Annotated in this window: 15 protein-coding genes; 7 read left to right on the top strand and 8 right to left on the bottom strand. The window is 56.9% G+C overall.

All coding sequences use genetic code 11. From position 1 onward, the window contains the following. The first annotated feature begins 38 nt into the window (after nucleotides 1-38). The 4 genes from QMK47_RS18690 to QMK47_RS18675 are packed head-to-tail and all read left to right on the top strand — an operon-like array spanning nucleotide 39 to nucleotide 2,980. Nucleotides 39-938: a glycine betaine ABC transporter substrate-binding protein gene (locus tag QMK47_RS18690; protein ID WP_320389034.1), complete on the top strand. Its 900-nt coding sequence runs from the start codon at nucleotides 39-41 to the stop codon at nucleotides 936-938. Nucleotides 939-995: 57 nt separating this feature from the next. After that, entirely contained in the window at nucleotides 996-2,024 is a 1,029-nt protein-coding gene (locus QMK47_RS18685) for an Ldh family oxidoreductase (protein WP_413817736.1), read from the top strand. Between the two features lie 43 nt (nucleotides 2,025-2,067). Further along, nucleotides 2,068-2,685, top strand: coding sequence for a dimethylsulfonioproprionate lyase family protein (locus QMK47_RS18680; protein ID WP_320389031.1), 618 nt, complete (start codon nucleotides 2,068-2,070; stop codon nucleotides 2,683-2,685). A 46-nt stretch (nucleotides 2,686-2,731) separates the two neighbouring features. Further along, nucleotides 2,732-2,980 (top strand): transcriptional regulator, encoded by a 249-nt coding sequence (locus QMK47_RS18675; protein WP_320389029.1) that lies wholly within the window; start codon nucleotides 2,732-2,734, stop codon nucleotides 2,978-2,980. 57 nt (nucleotides 2,981-3,037) lie between these two features. Here QMK47_RS18675 and QMK47_RS18670 read toward each other — a convergent pair whose 3' ends face one another. The 8 genes from QMK47_RS18670 to QMK47_RS18635 form a co-directional block, all read right to left on the bottom strand. Continuing rightward, nucleotides 3,038-3,991: a GlxA family transcriptional regulator gene (locus QMK47_RS18670; RefSeq protein ID WP_320389028.1), complete on the bottom strand. Its 954-nt coding sequence runs from the start codon at nucleotides 3,989-3,991 to the stop codon at nucleotides 3,038-3,040. Next, nucleotides 3,988-5,349, bottom strand: coding sequence for a dimethylsulfonioproprionate lyase DddP (gene dddP / locus QMK47_RS18665; protein WP_320389026.1), 1,362 nt, complete (start codon nucleotides 5,347-5,349; stop codon nucleotides 3,988-3,990). Before dddP ends, QMK47_RS18670 begins: the two co-directional genes overlap by 4 nt. A 201-nt stretch (nucleotides 5,350-5,550) precedes the next feature. Then, nucleotides 5,551-7,041 carry an aldehyde dehydrogenase gene (locus QMK47_RS18660; RefSeq protein WP_320389024.1) on the bottom strand — a complete coding sequence of 497 codons (1,491 nt, stop codon included), beginning with the start codon at nucleotides 7,039-7,041 and terminating at the stop codon, nucleotides 5,551-5,553. A gap of 1 nt (nucleotide 7,042) precedes the next feature. After that, entirely contained in the window at nucleotides 7,043-7,945 is a 903-nt protein-coding gene (locus QMK47_RS18655) for a dihydrodipicolinate synthase family protein (protein WP_320389022.1), read from the bottom strand. A 141-nt stretch (nucleotides 7,946-8,086) separates the two neighbouring features. Then, on the bottom strand, nucleotides 8,087-9,406 hold the full coding sequence (locus QMK47_RS18650; protein ID WP_320389020.1) for an FAD-binding oxidoreductase: 1,320 nt from the start codon (nucleotides 9,404-9,406) through the stop codon (nucleotides 8,087-8,089). Between the two features lie 205 nt (nucleotides 9,407-9,611). Next, nucleotides 9,612-10,637: a glycine betaine/L-proline ABC transporter substrate-binding protein ProX gene (proX, locus tag QMK47_RS18645; protein ID WP_320389019.1), complete on the bottom strand. Its 1,026-nt coding sequence runs from the start codon at nucleotides 10,635-10,637 to the stop codon at nucleotides 9,612-9,614. Between the two features lie 57 nt (nucleotides 10,638-10,694). Further along, nucleotides 10,695-11,648 (bottom strand): glycine betaine/L-proline ABC transporter permease ProW, encoded by a 954-nt coding sequence (gene proW, locus QMK47_RS18640; RefSeq protein ID WP_320389017.1) that lies wholly within the window; start codon nucleotides 11,646-11,648, stop codon nucleotides 10,695-10,697. A gap of 76 nt (nucleotides 11,649-11,724) precedes the next feature. Further along, nucleotides 11,725-12,885, bottom strand: a complete 1,161-nt coding sequence (locus tag QMK47_RS18635) for a glycine betaine/L-proline ABC transporter ATP-binding protein (protein ID WP_320389015.1) — start codon at nucleotides 12,883-12,885, stop codon at nucleotides 11,725-11,727. 333 nt (nucleotides 12,886-13,218) lie between these two features. Between QMK47_RS18635 and QMK47_RS18630 the strand changes: the two genes are divergently transcribed. The 3 genes from QMK47_RS18630 (at nucleotide 13,219) to QMK47_RS18620 (ending at nucleotide 16,695) form a co-directional block, all read left to right on the top strand. Beyond that, a complete protein-coding gene (locus tag QMK47_RS18630; RefSeq protein WP_214512792.1) occupies nucleotides 13,219-14,187 on the top strand; it encodes a LysR family transcriptional regulator in 969 nt (322 codons plus the stop codon). Between the two features lie 264 nt (nucleotides 14,188-14,451). Continuing rightward, nucleotides 14,452-15,687 carry an aromatic ring-hydroxylating dioxygenase subunit alpha gene (locus QMK47_RS18625; protein ID WP_320389014.1) on the top strand — a complete coding sequence of 412 codons (1,236 nt, stop codon included), beginning with the start codon at nucleotides 14,452-14,454 and terminating at the stop codon, nucleotides 15,685-15,687. A gap of 114 nt (nucleotides 15,688-15,801) precedes the next feature. Next, nucleotides 15,802-16,695, top strand: a complete 894-nt coding sequence (locus QMK47_RS18620; protein ID WP_320389012.1) for a dihydrodipicolinate synthase family protein — start codon at nucleotides 15,802-15,804, stop codon at nucleotides 16,693-16,695. Nucleotides 16,696-16,784: the final 89 nt, after the last annotated feature.

The following is a 16,784-nucleotide window of genomic DNA, read 5'->3' as shown; positions in this document are numbered from 1 at the left end:
CTGCCAATAACTATTAATACAGTACGCGGAGATGCACCATGATGACGTTGTCCAGTAAAACTTGTATCGGCTGGCTTGCCGGCCTGGCGATGGTCGCCGGCAGCCTGATGGCCCAGGCCGAGGAACCCACGCCTATCCGTATTGGATGGGTGAATTGGTCGGATACGGAAATTGCTGTGAAGCTGGCAGATACGGCATTGCGCGACCACTTGAAGCAACCGGTCAAATTGGTACTCGCCGATATTGGCATTCAGTTCCAGGCCCTGGCTAACGGCAATATCGACCTGATTCCGATGGTCTGGCTGCCGAGCACTCACAAGGCGTTTTACGACAAATACCAGGACAAGCTCGAAGACCTCGGCGTGCTGTATGAAGGTCGGATCGGTATGGCCGTGCCAACCTCTATTCCCACCAGCGAACTCGCCAGTGTCGAGGATCTGAATAAGCCAGAAGTGCGGGAGAAACTTGGCGGCAAGATCCTGACTTCGGAAGTGGGTAACGGCCAATACAAGCTCACGGAAAAGGCCATCCAGGAATATAAGCTCGATGGTTACAAGATGGTCGCCTCTTCAGAGTCTGGAATGCTGAGCGAGCTGGATCGCAACATCAAGCGCGACAAATGGGCGTTGATCAACGCCTGGAGTCCCCACTGGATGTTCGCCAAGTGGCCGCTGCGCTACCTGGATGATCCGAAGCAGATTTTCGGTGGTGCTGAACAAATCCATGCGGTTGCTCGCAAAGGCTTCAGCGCCGAGCATCCTGATGTCGCCCGGTTCTTCGCCAACTTCAAGATCCCCAAGGCTGACCTTGAGAAGTTGATGTCGACCGCTCGTGACAGCTCGGCAGACAAAGTCGTTGCAGAGTACTACGCCGCCAACAAGCCTCGCTTCGAGGCGATGTTCGGCAGTCAGACCGCCTCCGCCACACCGTCCCAGTAAGATCGTTGCTTTCCAATAGTTGTGTTGCAGTCCGGTGCCCTTGGTGAAGGGCATCGGATGCATCGAACGAATATTCAGGCGATACCCTTGAAGACCACAACTTATCGTCGCTTTACCGTTGATGAAGCGATCGACTGGGTGACGCATCTCTGCGAAGCGAAGGGCTGCTCACCGGCGGTTGCCAACTCATTGGCCCACGCCACCGTAGCGGCGCAAGCGCGCGGTAACCAGGCCGTGGGGTTTCGGCACCTCGCCGATTACTTGCCGGGCTTTTCTTCCGGACGAATCAATCCACGTGCCGAACCACGCATCTCCCGCGCTGGCGCGATTATCTTCAAGTCCGATGCCCGAGGCGGAATTGCCCAGCTGGGTGTCGATCGATGCTTCGATTCGTTGTGCCATGCCGCGCACGCCAATGGCATGGCCACGCTGAGCCAGTGCAACAGTTTCACCAGCGGCGAGCTGGGTGACTACACGTTGCGGTTTGCCCAGGCCGGGCTGATTGCATTGGCGGTCGCAAACGGGCCGGCCCTGGTCGCCGTTCCTGGTGCCAAGGGCAAGACCTACTCGACCAATCCGCTCTCATTTGCCGCGCCTTCAGTCGATGGCATCCCGCTGCTGTTCGACCAGGCGTGCAGTGCCGCGGCATTCGTGAATATCGCCCACGCCGCTTCGACGGGCAGCGATATCCCTGACGGTTGGGCGGTGGACCAACAGGGCAACGGCACACGTAATGCCTTGGCGGCGCTGAGCGGTGCGCTGCTGCCTTTTGGTGGTCACCGTGGGGCCAATCTGATGCTCATGGTCGAGGTCCTGGCGGCGGGGCTCACGGGTGCCAACTGGTCGTTGGATGCGCCGGCTTTCAATCAAGGAACCCAGACGCCTGGCTGTGGCCTGTTGATCCTGCTCCTGGCGCCGGAATTCTTTTCAAACGGGTTTGAACAGCGACTTTCCAGCCAACTGAGCCGCCTGACGCAGATAGGCGTCCACAGGCCGGGATGGGAACGGCAACACTCAACGCTCACCGCACAGAATGATGGGATCAGTGTTCCCGTTGACCTGTTGGAACAGCTGAGCCGTCTGTAAGCCAGTTCGATATATTGCTCAGGAAATGGGATCGAAAACGATGATGAACAGCACTGAAGATCCATCGTGGGACCAGGACATTATCCGTAGCGCAGAGTTGCTCAGGCGTTCGCTCCAGAGCGTCCTGTCGGGCTGCGGTTGCGATGAGGCGCCAGCACATGCCGCGTCTCTAAGTACGGCCCAATGGAATATCAGCAAGACTGCGCAGGTTTCAAAGGCGCTGCCAGATTATTTGGAGCGCCATCTCTCCGAGGCGCTTGACGCTGCGCCCAGGACCGATGATGACCTGATATCGATACTGGCTGCGCTGAGCACGCTCTTGCCCCATCTTCCCTGGATAAACCGCCAAGCCCGGGCCGACCAGGACAGCGCTTTCGTGGAGCGGCATCGCCACGGGATGATCGCTGGCCCTGGAGCGCTATTTGAATGTTCCACCTTGACCTTGGGGTTGGCGCTGATGATGCCCGAGACCCGCTACCCCTATCACCAACACCCGCCTGCCGAGTTCTACCTCGTTCTTTCGCCGGGCGACTGGTATCGGGAGGACGTGGGCTGGTGGAGTCCCGGGGCAGGGGGCTTTGTATTCAATCCGCCATCCTGTGTCCACGCGATGAGTTCAACGGATGTCCCGCTACTGGCACTGTGGGGCCTGATGCATTAGTGCCTCGTTATAAAAGTCAATGAGCTCGCCATTCAGAGGAGGCAAGATGAGGGTCACCACGCAAGGTGTAAAGTTGAACGAAGAAACGCGGGCGAGGCTGAAGTCGGCGTCTGCCAAGTTGGACCGAACGTCCCACTGGTTCATGAAAAAGGCCATTCTGACTTTTATTGAGAAGGTTGAGGCCGGGGCGGGTATCGAAGAGTTTGTAGCGGTCGAACTGTTGGACAAAGACACGAAACGCCACAGCATTGCACGACGGCTTCGCAAAGAGTGCGGTAGCAATGGTGTGCCTTGATAGGCGCGAGACAGGAGAAACGTTTCCAGGAAATACCTGGCGGCTCGTCAGCAGAGACTATATTTCGTAACGACTTTCCTTTGAAGGCGGACAGCCGAAGAGCGTGCTGTAGCACTTGCTGAAGTGCGGGGTGGAAACGAAGCCGCAGGCAATGGCGACATCAGTGACGCTCAGCCTGGAGTTCTGTAGCAGGCGTCGTGCCTCGGTCAGCCGTAGCTCCAGATAATACCGTTGGGGAGACATATTGATTTGTTTTCGAAACAGACGTTGGATCTGACGCTTGGAAAGTTGAACGCATTGGGCGAGCAGATCCAGGCCTAATGGTTCTTCAAGATTGCACTCCATCAATGCAATGACTTCTCGCAGGGATGCACTGACTTTGCGGTCCAGCATCTTTGCCGAGGTACGGAATCGAGACTCATGATCCAACAGTTCAAACACGGCATTCGCGACGTTCTGATCGAGCGCGGCGTAAAGCCACTTCATCATGATTTGAAATGCGCCGGCAGGGTTTGACGCCGTGAATCGGTCCCTGTCGAACACCACCGTATCCAGCGTCACCGTCGTCTTCGGTGCACACTCTGACAGGGCCATTCGTTGTTCTGCATGAATGGCGCATCGGTAACCATCCAGCAATCCTGCCTTGCCCAGGAACCAGGCGCCGTTCCATAACCCGCCGAGCGCAATGGGCATGTTCGCAAGCTTGGTCAAAAGCGTTACCAACCCGTTGGGGAGTACCCTGGGCGTGCGTAGCCCGCCGCATACAATCATCAAATCCAGTGCCGCGATCCTGATATCGGTCAACGGTGTGTCTGGTCTGATGGGGATTGCCAGGTCGCTAATCACTTCAGAGTCGTTTCGACTGAAGGTATGGATTTTTATCGACCCGGGCTGGATGAGGTTGGCGGTCACCAGCACGTCCAGGCATTGGGTGAAACACGTCAGGGAGAAGTTATCGAGCAACAGGAACCCCACGCTCGATGTTTTCTGGGGCTCAATCATCTGGTTCATGAGGTGTGCTTCGTATCCCGCAGGAAGCTGTCATCGAAAGGGTAGTGGGTGAGTAATTCATAACCGGACTGCGTAACCAGCAGTTGGTTCTCCAACTTGATGCCATCGCGGCCGCCCACTTCACCCACGTACGCTTCGACACACAGGGCCATGCCTGCTTGCAGCTCGCCCTCGTACCCGTAGGATTCCAGGTCCTCGGGGTAGCGGATACTGGGGTACTCGTCACACAGGCCGACACCATGGAACAGCACGCCGTACCGCTGGGCGCGGCAGGGCTCGGGCAGCCGATGCGCCTTGGCGGTCAGTTCCGTGAAGCGCACGCCAGGCTTGATCAGCTCGGTGTTGTGGGTGATATGGTCATGGGCAATCCGATACAGGCGCTTCTGTTCGGCCGTGGGCTCCAACCCTCCGCAAATCCAGCTGCGGGACATGTCCACGCACATGCCGTAGGTGCCGATCAGATCCGTGTCGAATGACAGCAGGTCGCCGTCGCTCAACACCCGTGGGCCAGACTCCTGGAACCAGGGGTTGGTGCGAGGGCCGGAACTGAGGATTCGCGTCTCGATCCATTCGCCACCGCGGCGAATATTGCCGGCATGCAGGGCGGCCCAGACATCGTTTTCGGTCACGCCGGCGCGCATCGCCTGGTGCATTTCGGCCACTGCGGCTTCGCACGAGGCCACCGCACAGCGCATCGCCTTGATTTCATCCGGGCCCTTGATCATGCGCGCGAACTCGGTCACTTCCTGGCCGCTGCACATCTCGATCGCCAGGGCATCCAGTGCGCGCACGCCGGCGACTTCGATTCGGTCTACCGCTAGCCGGCGGTTGGCTCCGGCGTGTTGGCGCAGCAACTCGTCGATTTGTGCGGCGAAATGCCTGGCGTGTCGATCCGTGTGCTCGCCCGTCTCGAAAAAGAAAAAAGATGCACCGCTGCGCAACTCCGTCACCAGCGGCAAGTGGGCGGAAAGGTGATCGCAGCCATGGAAGTCCCACAAAACAACATGCCCGCTGGCGGCGACGAAGCATGCCCGTGCGGGGTTATGTGTCGTCCACAGCTGCATGTTGGTGGTGTCGGTCGCGTAGCGGATATTCAGCGGATCGAATAACAGAATGCCGCCCAAGTCACGGGCGACCAACTGATCCACTATTCGTTGCAATCGGTACGTACGCAGGGTGGGCAAGTGGGGCGGCTCCAGGCCCAAACGCTCCCATTCCGCGAACGCCAGGGGAGTGGGGCCTATTTCGACGCGGTCGTTGTCATTGACGGAGCCATCTTTTTTTAATGCAGTTGCACGCTGCCTGGCCGGGTCGATGCGCCGCGCATTGGTTGGAATCGAAAAAGGTGAAGTTGTCATGGTGGCGTCCAGTGTTCAGTCTGCTTGAGGTATTGCCAGCTGTGCCGGCCTCATCGCGAGCAAGCTCGCTCCCACATTCCTGCGGCGTACACATGGGGCAAGCTGGCACCCATATTCCTTCGGCTTACACATGACCCTGTGGGAGCGAGCTTGCTCGCGATGAGGCCAGTACAGCCGCCACAAATCGCGATCTCGATCGGGTTACGAAGCGTCAATCCAGATGGTCTTCAGCTCGGTGTACTGATCGTGCGCCCAGACGGATTTGTCGCGACCACCAAAGCCAGACTCCTTGTAGCCGCCGAACGGCGTGGAGGCGTCGCCTTCACCGAAACAGTTGACCGTGACCACGCCCGCCCGAATCTCCCGCGACAGGCGCAAGGCATTGCGCAGGCTGCCGGTGTAGGCAGAGGCCGCCAGGCCGTAGACCGTGTCGTTGGCCAGCTCGATGGCTTCGTCGATCGTGCTGAAGCTGGTCACGCTCAGGACCGGCCCGAAGATCTCCTCGATAAACAGGCGACTGTCACGTTCGACGCCATCGATGATCGTCGGCTGCACGAACACGCCGGACTCGGTCTCGCCCCCTTGCATCACGTTGAGTTTGTGCTCGGCTGCGTATTCCAGATAAGAACGAACTTTGTCGAAATGGGTTTTGCTGATCATGGCGCCGAGGCGATTTTCAGGATCGAGCGGGTCACCCATTTTCCAATCGCGCAGATGCTTGCCGATCAGTTGCAGCAGCTCATCCTTGACGTCTTTATGGACAATCAGCCGCGAGGAGGCCGAGCAGTTCTCGCCCATGTTCCAGAAAGCGCCAGCCGTCACATACTGGGCAACCTGATCAAGGTCTTCGCAGTCATTCATCACCACGGCGGGGTTTTTACCCCCCAGTTCCAGCACCACGCGCTTGAGGTTCGACTCGGACGCGTACTTGAGGAACAACCGGCCCGTATCGGTCGAACCGGTGAAGCTGACCATCGCCACATCCATGTGCCGACCGATTGGCTCGCCAGCCTCCCGGCCGCCGCCAGGGGTGATGTTGAACACGCCTGGCGGAATACCGGCCTGATGGGCCAGCTCGGCAACACGCAGCGCGGTCAGGGTGGTTTCCTTGGCTGGTTTGACCACGATGGAACAGCCGGCGGCCAAGGAGGGACCAATCTTCCAGGCCAGCATCAACAAGGGGAAGTTCCAAGGCAGGACCAGGCCGACGACACCGATCGCTTCGCGCACCACCAGGGTCACGGCACCGTGGCCGGTCGGCGCGGTGCTGTCGTACACCTTGTCGATCAACTCCGCGTGCCAGCGCAAGGTATGGATAGTATCGGGCACGTCGACGTTCTGGCATTCGCTGACCGGCTTGCCACTGTCCAGGCTTTCCAGCACGGCGAGCTCGTGGGCGTTGTCTTCCAGCAATTGGGCGAAACGCAGGAGCACCTGCTTACGTGCGCCGGGCGACAGCTTATGCCAGCGACCATCCTCGAAGGCTTGCTTGGCGGCCGCCACGGCAACGTCGACGTCACGGGTATCGCACGCCGCTATCTCTGCAAGCTGTTCACCCGTGGCCGGGTTCGTCGTGATGAAGGTCTTTCCAGAGAGTGCATCACGGAACTCGCCGTTGATGAATGCCTGGGTCGGGAACTCCAATTTGGCGGCGATGGCCGCGTACTGTTTTTTGCTCAGTAAATCAGCCATTTCAGACACCTCCAGTGATCTGCGCGATGTTGCGCTTGAGCTCGGTGACGACGCCTTGCAGCGCCTGCTTTTCCTCAGGGTCCAGGCCGTGCAGAGGGGCGCGCAGGCCACCGGTGCTCAAGCCGTTCAGTTCACACCCGTACTTGATGGACTGGACAAATTTTCCGCCTTCCAGAAAGTCCATCAGCGGCATCATCGCTGCCATGATGCGGCGGCCTTTGTCGAAGTTTTTCTCGACAACGCAGGCCTCGTACAGCGCGACGTGCTCGCGGGGAATGAAGTTGGAACCGGCACACACCCAACTGCGGGCGCCCCAGGCGAAAAACTCCAGGGCTTGATCGTCCCAGCCGCACGACAGGGCGATGTGCGGGTATTTGCAGGCCAAGCGGTGCATCTGGGCCATGTCGCCGGAGCTTTCCTTGATGGCAACGATGTTTTTCACATCGCGGACTTCGTCAAAGAACTCCTCGCCCATGCTCACGCCCATGCGGCCTGGATAGTTGTAAAGCATGATGGGCAGACCGGCGGCGCGGTCCACCGCCTTGACATGCAGGGCGATCTCTTTTTGCGTCGGCAGTGCATAGGGTGGCGAGCCCACCAACAACGCATCGGCCTTGATGGCCTTCGCCGCTTCGGCGTAGGCGACCGAGTCTTCAGTGCGGATGGCGCCGGTACCCACGATCAGCGGCAGACGGCCGCGCAGCACGTCCTTGGCCTGGGCGGCCAGGTCGAAACGCTCCTGAGCGGTGTGGGCATAATATTCGCCGGTTGAGCCGCCGATAATGATGCCGTGTACCTTGGAGTCCACCAGATACTCCAGGACGTCGGCGAAGGCGGTCTTATCGATACTGCCGTCAGCGGTCAGAGGCGTAACGGCCGGTGTGTAAATGCCTTCAAATTTCATTAATCTCGCTCCAGTTAGTGTCACTGCCTATCAAGCGGCGCTAGCTCGACAGAGTCAGCGCAGCCAATTTTTAAACCAAGGAAGGCCGCTTGCTGACGATCGAACAAGTGGACTCAACTTCTTCAAGTTTGTCGGGCCGGATCAACTTTCTTTACCCGCTCGGTACTGTCCCCATCGCAAACTTATATTGACGCCTGCTGAAACTAGCGGCGCGGGTGGGTTAGGGCAGGGGCCGGGTGATTTCAAGACAAAGTCGATGAGCTCGGATTGTTCCCCCGCCAGCCAATCAGCCAAGAGTTTGCCGGTCGCCGTCCCGCGAGTAACACCTAATCCGTTGCAGCACAGTGCCCCATAGACGTTAGGTGAAAGTTCGCCGAAATAACCCATATGGTTACGTGAAAGAGCCAGTGCGCCGCCCCAGGTATATTCGAACTTCATTTCAGGCAGCATGGGAAAGCGTTGCTCGAAAGAGGCCTGATGCCGGGCGACAAAGCGTTTCAAGTATTTTGCATCGCTGCGCCCGTCCGGGTTAAAGCTGAAACTATTACGGATCAACAGACGGTTGTCCGGTGTGCGACGTACCGTGGTACCGAATGGATCCGCAGGAATGACCCCCCAATAAGGTCGGCCGCCAAGGCGAGCTTGTTCTTGCTCGGTCATGGGGCGGGTCAGGCTGGCATAGGTGAACACCGGCAGCATGCGCCCCTTCAGGAAGCCGAAACTCATGCCAAAGGCATTATTGGTCAGGATCAGTTTGTCGGCGGTGATTGACCCCGCGGCGTGCTTGAGCACCGTCTTGGTGCCGTACTCCACATGAGTGATCGCAGTGTTTTCATAAAGCGTAACGTTGCTGGGAAGGCTGTCGGCCAACCCTTTGACCAGCGCCGAAGGCTGGAGCAAAGAAGTCCCCGGCGTAAATAACGCTTTGCGGTAGAAGTGCGTGCCGATGTGTTCGGGCAGTTCGCTGGCCTCGATCATCTGGTAGGGCTGGTCCAGTTTATCGAGTCCGCGACGGTAGGCCTCCAGGACGGCGATGCCTCTTGGTTCAACGGCGGCCTGATATTTGCCGCAATGCTTCATTTGGCAATCGATGCCGTGGCGTTCAACCAACTCTTTTAAATAGCCCAGGCCACTCAGGTTCAGCTTTAGCGTTGTTTTGGCCGTGGCGATGTCGCCTATGTAATCCTCGGCGGCGATGTCATGGGGTAAGTCGATCGCGAACCCGGCATTGCGACCGGAAGTACCAAAACCCACTTCCTGGGCGTCAATCAACACGATCTGATCGTCGGGGAAATGAGCCGCGAGCTGACGGGCAGCGGCAAGCCCTGTGAAGCCGGCACCGACAATGACCCAACGGGCGCTGCTATGGCCTTGATGGGCGGGCTTGATCTGGCGCCCCTTGCTCAAGTGGTACCACCCGCAAGTTTGATCATCGGCAGGTAACGAAGAGACTTTCAACATTTCAAGATCCTGTTCATTCAACCGAGCCGATGCCAGTCATGCAAAAAAGGGTGCTCGATAACTTCACGTGAGCTGAGAATCCAACGGACGTAAGTGTTAAGACTTTGCAGTTCAATTAACTATGTTGTGAGGCGAAGTGCGGCTACGAACGCAATGCTATTAAAGGACGGGGCCGTCATCGACGTGCCCCACCTCGGTATGCCTATTATTTGCTGGCTTGTGTCGCCGCAGCGCGAGCGGTTTGCAACCATGCATCAAATTGCTGGCGATGGGCGGCTACCCATTCCTTGGCGTGACGGCGTATATCCGCAGGCTTTTTCTCGCCCTGTTGCATTTTCAAGTTCTGGGCACTTTCGTCGGCCGTGGTAATTTGCATGACCGAAAGGAACTTCAAGGCCGCCGGATTTTTCTCGGCGAAGTCTTTGTTCAAGACGGCCTGGATTTTGTCTACTGCAAAGCCGAGATTCTTGCCCTTGTACATCGTGTCGACATCATTGTTGCCATCAGGCAAGTCGGTTTTCGGTACTTCCAGCCATACCACATCCTTGTCTTCGACCAAAACAGTAGCGATCCACTGTGGGACCCAGGTGAAGTAGAGAATCGGCTGCCCTTCCTTATAACGCGTGATGGTGTCCGCCATCAGGGCGAAATAAGAACCCTGGTTGACGGTTACCGTTTTTTCGAGGCCGTAGGCCTTCATGTGGTGCGCGATGACCAGCTCGCAGCCCCAGCCAGGATTGCATCCCGTCAGGTCTGCTTTCCCGTCGCCGTTGGTGTCGAACAGTTTGGCGATTTCCGGTTTTTTCAGGTCGGTGATGTATTTGATGCCATGGGCGTCAGCGGTCTTTTTGTCGATCAAATAACCTTGGAGTACACCGGGCATGATGTCGCCCGCCTTGACCATGGTCTTATCGCCCCCGGCCTGCTGGTAGAACTTATCGTGCAATTTGTCCCACAGGTGCACCGTAAAGTCCGCATCACCGCTACTCAGCGCCATCATCATGACGCCGTACTCGGTCTCCTTGGGTTCCTGCACCTTGTAACCCAGCTCGCGGAGACCTTCCATCGCCACTTCGCCACGGAATCGTTCTTCAGCGATAGAAGGGAAGATGGGGGTGACCTTTACCCCGTCTCCCGGTTGGTTCGCCGCGTTTGCGCACAGGGACATGGCCGCAATGGCGAGGGCTGTAGCGCAATTGAGAATGCTGCGGGAAAGCTTGAATTCAGACATTGTCGCGTACCTTTTTGGGTTTTTATCTTCAAGAGCGGCAGATTCGAATAGGAAGGTTCAAGCGGTCTTGCTCCGTCCCCCGGGCTGTCTCGTGCCAAACAGGCGCAGCAGAAGGCCTACGGGACCGGTGTGATACCAGCGCAGGCTCGGATCGGCTCCGGTGCGCGCGCCCATGGCTTGGGTCAAACGGTCAAGGAAGATGGCGAGCAGCACCAAGCCAGTCCCGCCGACCGTGGCCAAGCCCATGTCCAGGCGGCCGATGCCGCGCAGGACCATTTGGCCAAGGCCGCCCACCGAGATCATCGAAGCGATGACCACCATCGACAGCGAGAGCATCAGGGTCTGATTGAGTCCCGCCATAATGGTTGGCGTCGCCAGTGGCAACTGAACGCGGGTCAGCATCTGCCGCGGTGTGCAGCCAAAAGCGCGGGCGGCTTCTATTTTGTCCTCCGGTACCTGGCGGATGCCCAGGTTCGTCAGGCGCACCAGAGGGGGAAGGGCGAAGACAATGGTCACCAGGATGCCCGGCACGTTGCCGATGCCGAACAGCATGACGACAGGCACGAGATAAACGAACGCCGGCAATGTCTGCATGGCATCGAGTACGGGCCGCAGGACCTTTTCCAAATTGTCACTGCGGGCGCAGAGAATACCCAGGGGTATACCCAGCAGGGCGCAAAAGAGCACCGACGTCAGTACGAGCGCCAGGGTGGTCATCGACTCGGACCAGACACCGATAAGGCCCAGCAGCGTGAGCGTCACAAAGCACAGCAACGCCATGCGTTTGCCGGCTAGCTGCCATCCCAGCAATGAAGACAGGAGGATCCCGATGCTGGGTGGAATGCTTTGCAGCGTGTATTCGACGCCGTTCAGTACTTGGTCAATCGGCCAGCGGATGGCGCGGAACACATCGCGAAAGTTGTGCACCAGAAAATTGAGGGTGCTTTCCACCCAATCACCCAATGGAATAGTGAGGGCTTGAAACGGGTCGAGAAAACTGAAATCGGACATCGGGGCTTACCTCTTCATCATCACCGCAGCGGCGTTATGAAGGCCGCAGGTACTTCAGGTCAGGGACGCGCCTGTATTAATGGCGGCTCAGCGTTTGCAGTAACTCGCTCTTTGACAGGGTCCCGGTAAGTGCGCCCGAACGGTCGAGTACAGGGACCGGGTACGGCAGGTTGGCCGCAATCTCCAGTACTTCGTGCAGGGGGGTATCGGTAAACACGGGCTGCTGTTTGTGTTGGGTGTAGTGGGTGCTGCCACCCGCGCCGCTGGTATCGATATCGACGACTCCGAGGAGCTGCCCCAGTTCGTCGATCAAATAACCAAACGGTAGGCCGGCCTTGAAATGCGGGGCTTGGCCATTCGCTTTACGAACCGACTCCGGATCAAGCCTGGCCACATCACCGGCCTTGAGAATCCGGGAGCTGTCGAAGCCTTTGAAGAACGTGCGTACATAGTCATTGGCCGGTTGACTGATCAATTCTTGAGGTGTGCCGATCTGTACCACCTGGCCGCCCTCCATGATCGCGATGCGATGACCGATACGAACGGCTTCCTCGATGTCGTGGGAAATGAAGATGATGGTCCGCTTTTGCTCGGCTTGCAGGCGAATGAGTTCTCCCTGCATCTCGCTGCGGATAAGGGGGTCAAGGGCGGAAAAGGCTTCGTCCATCAGCAAGATGGTCGGGTCGTTGGCCAGCGCTCGGGCCAGGCCCACCCGTTGCTGCATGCCGCCGGAAAGTTGATGCGGATAACTGTGCTCCTGCCCGGCAAGACCGACTTGGGCGAGGGCTTCCCTGGCACGGCAATGACGTTCCTTTTCACTGATGCCGGAAATCTCCAGGCCAAAGGCGGTGTTTTCCAGGACGCTCATGTGCGGCATCAAGGCAAAGGATTGGAACACCATGCCCATCTCTTTGCGGCGGACATCAAGGAGGGCTTTATCAGCCAGCCCGGTAATTTCGCGACCGTTCAGGTAAATACTGCCTGACGTGGGCTCGATAAGACGGTTGAACAATCGCACCATCGTCGACTTCCCAGAACCTGAGAGCCCCATGATCACAAAGATTTCGCCACGCTTGACCGCGAAGCTGGCGTCGAAAACACCAATAACTTGGCCGGTTTTCTCAAAGACTTCTTTTTTGCTTGCCCCGGCGGCGAGCATTTTCATCGCCGTTTCTGGCTGTGCACCAAATATTTTAAAAACGTTCTTAACAGAAATGATTTCGTCTGGACTAGTCATCGCGTCCCTCCTTTGCGTGTAACGCTACAAGCACACGAAATCGAATTGAGCTCGAGCGTTGGTAATTTAGGCGGGCAGTAATAAGAGATAGATCTGCGCATGACACGTACCTGTTTTTTATTGTTTGCCCTTGGGCTCGGGCTTTTTTTCAATCTATAAGTATCCCGATCTTAAATCCAACAACATTTACAGGGCTTTATGGATAACCTAACGTTATCGAGGCCCGCCGAAACGACCGTCTTGGTGCAATCACGACGCTTTTGTATGGCCTGGGCTAGGCTATTGGGTTACGCTCCGCCGCTTTCGCGGATGATAGGAGTATGAGGGCTTACCATGCTCAGCAGACACGTTGACCCCGATACATTACTGCTAAGAATGCCTTCCCTTCGGGCTGTCCGAGCATTCGTCGCCGCCGCTAAATATGAAAGCTTCACTCGGGCGGCGGAGGCACTGTGTGTATCGCAAGCAGCGATCAGTCGTCAGATTCGAGAGCTTGAGGAGTCGTTGGGCGCTCAGTTGTTTATGCGTGCCGGGCGCACGGTAGAACTAACCGCCGAAGGAAAAATTTTTTTTGAAGCGGCGCAACTGTCGTTCGTTAATATTGCACAGGCGGCCGAAAGGATTCGTACCGCTCCGACGCAGAAACATATACTGACGGTTTGTTGTTCACCCGCATTCTCTGCATTATGGCTGTCCGAACATCTTCCAGAGTTTCGGGCGACTAACCCGGATATTGAGTTCAACCTGATCACCACTCAAAACTTTGTGAATATGGAGCCTGGCATAGAACCGGACATCATCATCTCAAAGATTAGCAAGGTGGGGGATGGGTATAAGAGTTATCAGTTGTGCCACGATATTATCTACCCGGTGTGCTCGCCGGCGTTTTTGGATATGCATCCCGAACTGACCTCGCTTGAAGGGGTGCGCGATTCTTCGCTACTCAATCTAAGTCCCTATGGACGGTCGGGCGTGGCTGAGCATGTGGACTGGGGGGTGTGGCTGGCGTTTCTGAACGTTGATATCGATGAGCGTCCTGCCGACTGCCCGCCCATTTTTCATGCCAATGATTACAACCTCATCATGAACATGGTCTTGACTCATCAAGGCGTTGCACTGGGCTGGAACCAGCTTGTCGGCGCAATGGTCGAGAGAGGGCAGCTCGTTCGTCCCGTCGAGCATCAGGTGACGCTTCGAAACAGTCTTCATTATGTGGCCTGTAATGAAAGGACTGAATACGAAGATGCCTGTCGGAGAGTGCGGGACTGGATTCTTTCGAAGTTTTCCAGGTGGAGCGTATGAGTATTTAAGTCTGCTCGGTCGGTGGTAATGGTAAGCAAAGTATTGTCTGGATTCAGTGGGTCATAACGTTAAGTTATCAGTTGAGCGACGAAAATGTAGTTTTGCCAACTGGATAGGCTGTCGTACCCTTTGTGTTAAACATGGCTAAAACATGCGTATTCAGCGGTTGCGTTGGACGGTTTTCCGCGCAGGATTCGTTGGCCATGACACCGTTTTCTGGGCGTACTTGCCATTAACCGTCAGGTTGATGCGTAGAGGATAATAATGAATACCAAGGCATCCGTGATCGACCTGATTCAAAAGCGTAAGGCGCGCCACGCGCTTCCCCGTGAACTGTATATTGAACCTGAGGTTTTTCGTCAGGATCTTGAGCAGATTTGGCACAAGGATTGGATTTTTGCCGGGCATACTTTTGAACTTGAAAAGCCCGGGCAATACTTGACCTTGCAGATTGGTGATTATCCAGTCTTAATCATCAGGGATAAAAGTGGCCAAGTCCGGGCTTTCCACAATGCTTGTCGTCATCGTGGCTCTAAAGTTTGTGAGCACGCCCAAGGCAAAGTCGCAAAATTAGTTTGTCCTTATCATAAATGGACTTTCGAACTGGACGGCAGTCTTTTGTTCGCCGGTAATATGGGGGCCGATTTCGACAGGTCTCAATACAACCTGAAACCTGTTCACTGTGAAATTGTTCATGCCTACATTTATGTCTGCGTCGCTGACGAGGCGCCTGAGTTCGAAAGTTTCAGGAATTCTGTAAGCCCTTTCATCGCCCCCCATTTCCTGGATAACTGCAAGGTGGCTTTCGAGTCCAACCTCGTGGAAAAAGGTAACTGGAAGCTCGTGTTTGAAAACAACCGCGAGTGTTTCCACTGTGACGGTACCCATCCCGAGTTGATGAACTCTTTTGTCGAGAACCTTTCGGTGGCAGGCGTCGGGGGCGAAGATGATCCGGAACTGACCGCCCACTGGAATCGCTGCGAAATCGCCGGTATGCCCAGCAAGCTTGTCATGGACCCGAAGGGCCGTTTTCGTATGACGCGCATCCCCCTTTCCGCGGGTGCCGTGAGTTACACCATGGACGGTAAACCGGCTGTTGCGGGGCGCCTGGATAAAAGCGGCGAGCCGGATATTGGCGCCTTGCTCTACTTTAACTACCCGTCCACCTGGAACCACTTTCTCGGCGATCACGCATTGAGCTTCCGGGTACTCCCGATCGGGCCTGGCGAAACGCTTGTGACCACCAAATGGCTTGTGCCCAATACCGCTGTTGAAGGTGTTGACTACGAGATTGACCGGCTGACGAAGGTTTGGCTGGCCACCAACGATCAAGACCGTCGTTTGGTGGAAGGAACGCAGGCCGGTGTGACCTCACCGTCTTACGAGCCGGGACCTTTTTCGGACATTGCGGAAAATGGTGTCTGCCAGTTTGACGATTGGTACTGCGAAACCCTGCTGACGCGCCTCCAGGCCCAGATTCCACTCACATCGGTGGATTGATTTTCTTGCAACGATGGCCGGCGCTTTCTGCGTTGGCCATGGCGACTGCGTGCAAACAGCCCGGGAAGGGCTGTGGGTGCGTCCGATCAAGAAGAATAAAGGGGGCTCGATCCAATGTCCGCATTCGCTTTTTCCGGCCTCAACCTGGCCGTTACCACACCGTTCGATGCCCAAGGCAAGATCGACTATCCACGCTTCGAGACCTTGCTCGAGCGCTATCTCGCTGCCGGCGTGCAGGGCTTTGTCCTGAGTTCCGGAACCGGCATGCATGTCTACCTGAGCCAGGAAGAATCCAGGCAACTGGTTGCCTTTGGCGCGAAAGTCATCAATGGGCGTGCTCGCGTCATCGTGCAAACGTCTGCCTTGTTAGCGGACGAGGTGGTGCAGCGCACCCGCCATGCGGCTGAATGTGGCGCCGATGGCGTCATGGTGCTGCCACCGTTTTTCGAAGGCCCAACTGACGACCAGGGCATCGTCGATTTCTATTCCACAGTGTCTGAAGCCGGGTTGCCAATCATCGGCTACAACGTGCCTCAGGCGGTGGGGGTAGAAGTGACCCCGTCGTTGTTTCGCCAGTTGAGCGAGATTCCGAACTTCGTGTCGATCAAGGACAGCAGTGGTGATCTCGCCGCCCAAGCCTCGCTGATCCGCACAGGTCTGCCGACGATGAATGGCGCCGATCCGCTGGCGCCCTACGCGCTCTTCGCCGGTGCCGCAGGCCTGATCTGGGGTGGGGCGAACATGGCGCCGCGATCGTGCGTTGCCGTGGTGGATGCCGCCATGAAGCGGGACTGGGCACTTGCCCGGGAGATCTGGCGGTCGATCGAGCCGGTGATGTCGTTGATCTGGCAGGGTGATTATGTGCAGTCGGTCTACGCCGCTGCCGAGATCACTGGCTATGGGGCGGGAAATCCACGTCGTCCCTTGGCGCGTTTGTCCGCTGATAAAATCGATGTACTCAAGGTTGCTCTTGAGCCATTGATCGCTCTCGAATCTGACCTCGCCTGACGATGGGCCTGGACTTACGATTATGTGAATGGTGTGCCGGGCGTGAATGATGTCTGTCATCACGAAGCCGCAGTCTCCTTCAGATGGAA

The organism is Pseudomonas sp. P9_35 (genome assembly GCF_034008205.1).
In the GTDB taxonomy this organism is placed as follows: Bacteria; Pseudomonadota; Gammaproteobacteria; order Pseudomonadales; family Pseudomonadaceae; genus Aquipseudomonas; species Aquipseudomonas kilonensis.
Note: the sequence above shows the minus strand (reverse complement) of the source record. Positions and strands in the feature narration are given on the sequence as shown.

Coding starts and splice junctions, on each gene's coding strand:
- QMK47_RS18690 (WP_320389034.1), top strand. CDS start 39: ATGATGACGTTGTCCAGTAAAACTTGTATCGGCTGGCTTGCCGGCCTG.
- QMK47_RS18685 (WP_413817736.1), top strand. CDS start 996: ATGCATCGAACGAATATTCAGGCGATACCCTTGAAGACCACAACTTAT.
- QMK47_RS18680 (WP_320389031.1), top strand. CDS start 2,068: ATGAACAGCACTGAAGATCCATCGTGGGACCAGGACATTATCCGTAGC.
- QMK47_RS18675 (WP_320389029.1), top strand. CDS start 2,732: ATGAGGGTCACCACGCAAGGTGTAAAGTTGAACGAAGAAACGCGGGCG.
- QMK47_RS18670 (WP_320389028.1), bottom strand. CDS start 3,991: ATGAACCAGATGATTGAGCCCCAGAAAACATCGAGCGTGGGGTTCCTG.
- dddP (WP_320389026.1), bottom strand. CDS start 5,349: ATGACAACTTCACCTTTTTCGATTCCAACCAATGCGCGGCGCATCGAC.
- QMK47_RS18660 (WP_320389024.1), bottom strand. CDS start 7,041: ATGGCTGATTTACTGAGCAAAAAACAGTACGCGGCCATCGCCGCCAAA.
- QMK47_RS18655 (WP_320389022.1), bottom strand. CDS start 7,945: ATGAAATTTGAAGGCATTTACACACCGGCCGTTACGCCTCTGACCGCT.
- QMK47_RS18650 (WP_320389020.1), bottom strand. CDS start 9,406: ATGTTGAAAGTCTCTTCGTTACCTGCCGATGATCAAACTTGCGGGTGG.
- proX (WP_320389019.1), bottom strand. CDS start 10,637: ATGTCTGAATTCAAGCTTTCCCGCAGCATTCTCAATTGCGCTACAGCC.
- proW (WP_320389017.1), bottom strand. CDS start 11,648: ATGTCCGATTTCAGTTTTCTCGACCCGTTTCAAGCCCTCACTATTCCA.
- QMK47_RS18635 (WP_320389015.1), bottom strand. CDS start 12,885: ATGACTAGTCCAGACGAAATCATTTCTGTTAAGAACGTTTTTAAAATA.
- QMK47_RS18630 (WP_214512792.1), top strand. CDS start 13,219: ATGCTCAGCAGACACGTTGACCCCGATACATTACTGCTAAGAATGCCT.
- QMK47_RS18625 (WP_320389014.1), top strand. CDS start 14,452: ATGAATACCAAGGCATCCGTGATCGACCTGATTCAAAAGCGTAAGGCG.
- QMK47_RS18620 (WP_320389012.1), top strand. CDS start 15,802: ATGTCCGCATTCGCTTTTTCCGGCCTCAACCTGGCCGTTACCACACCG.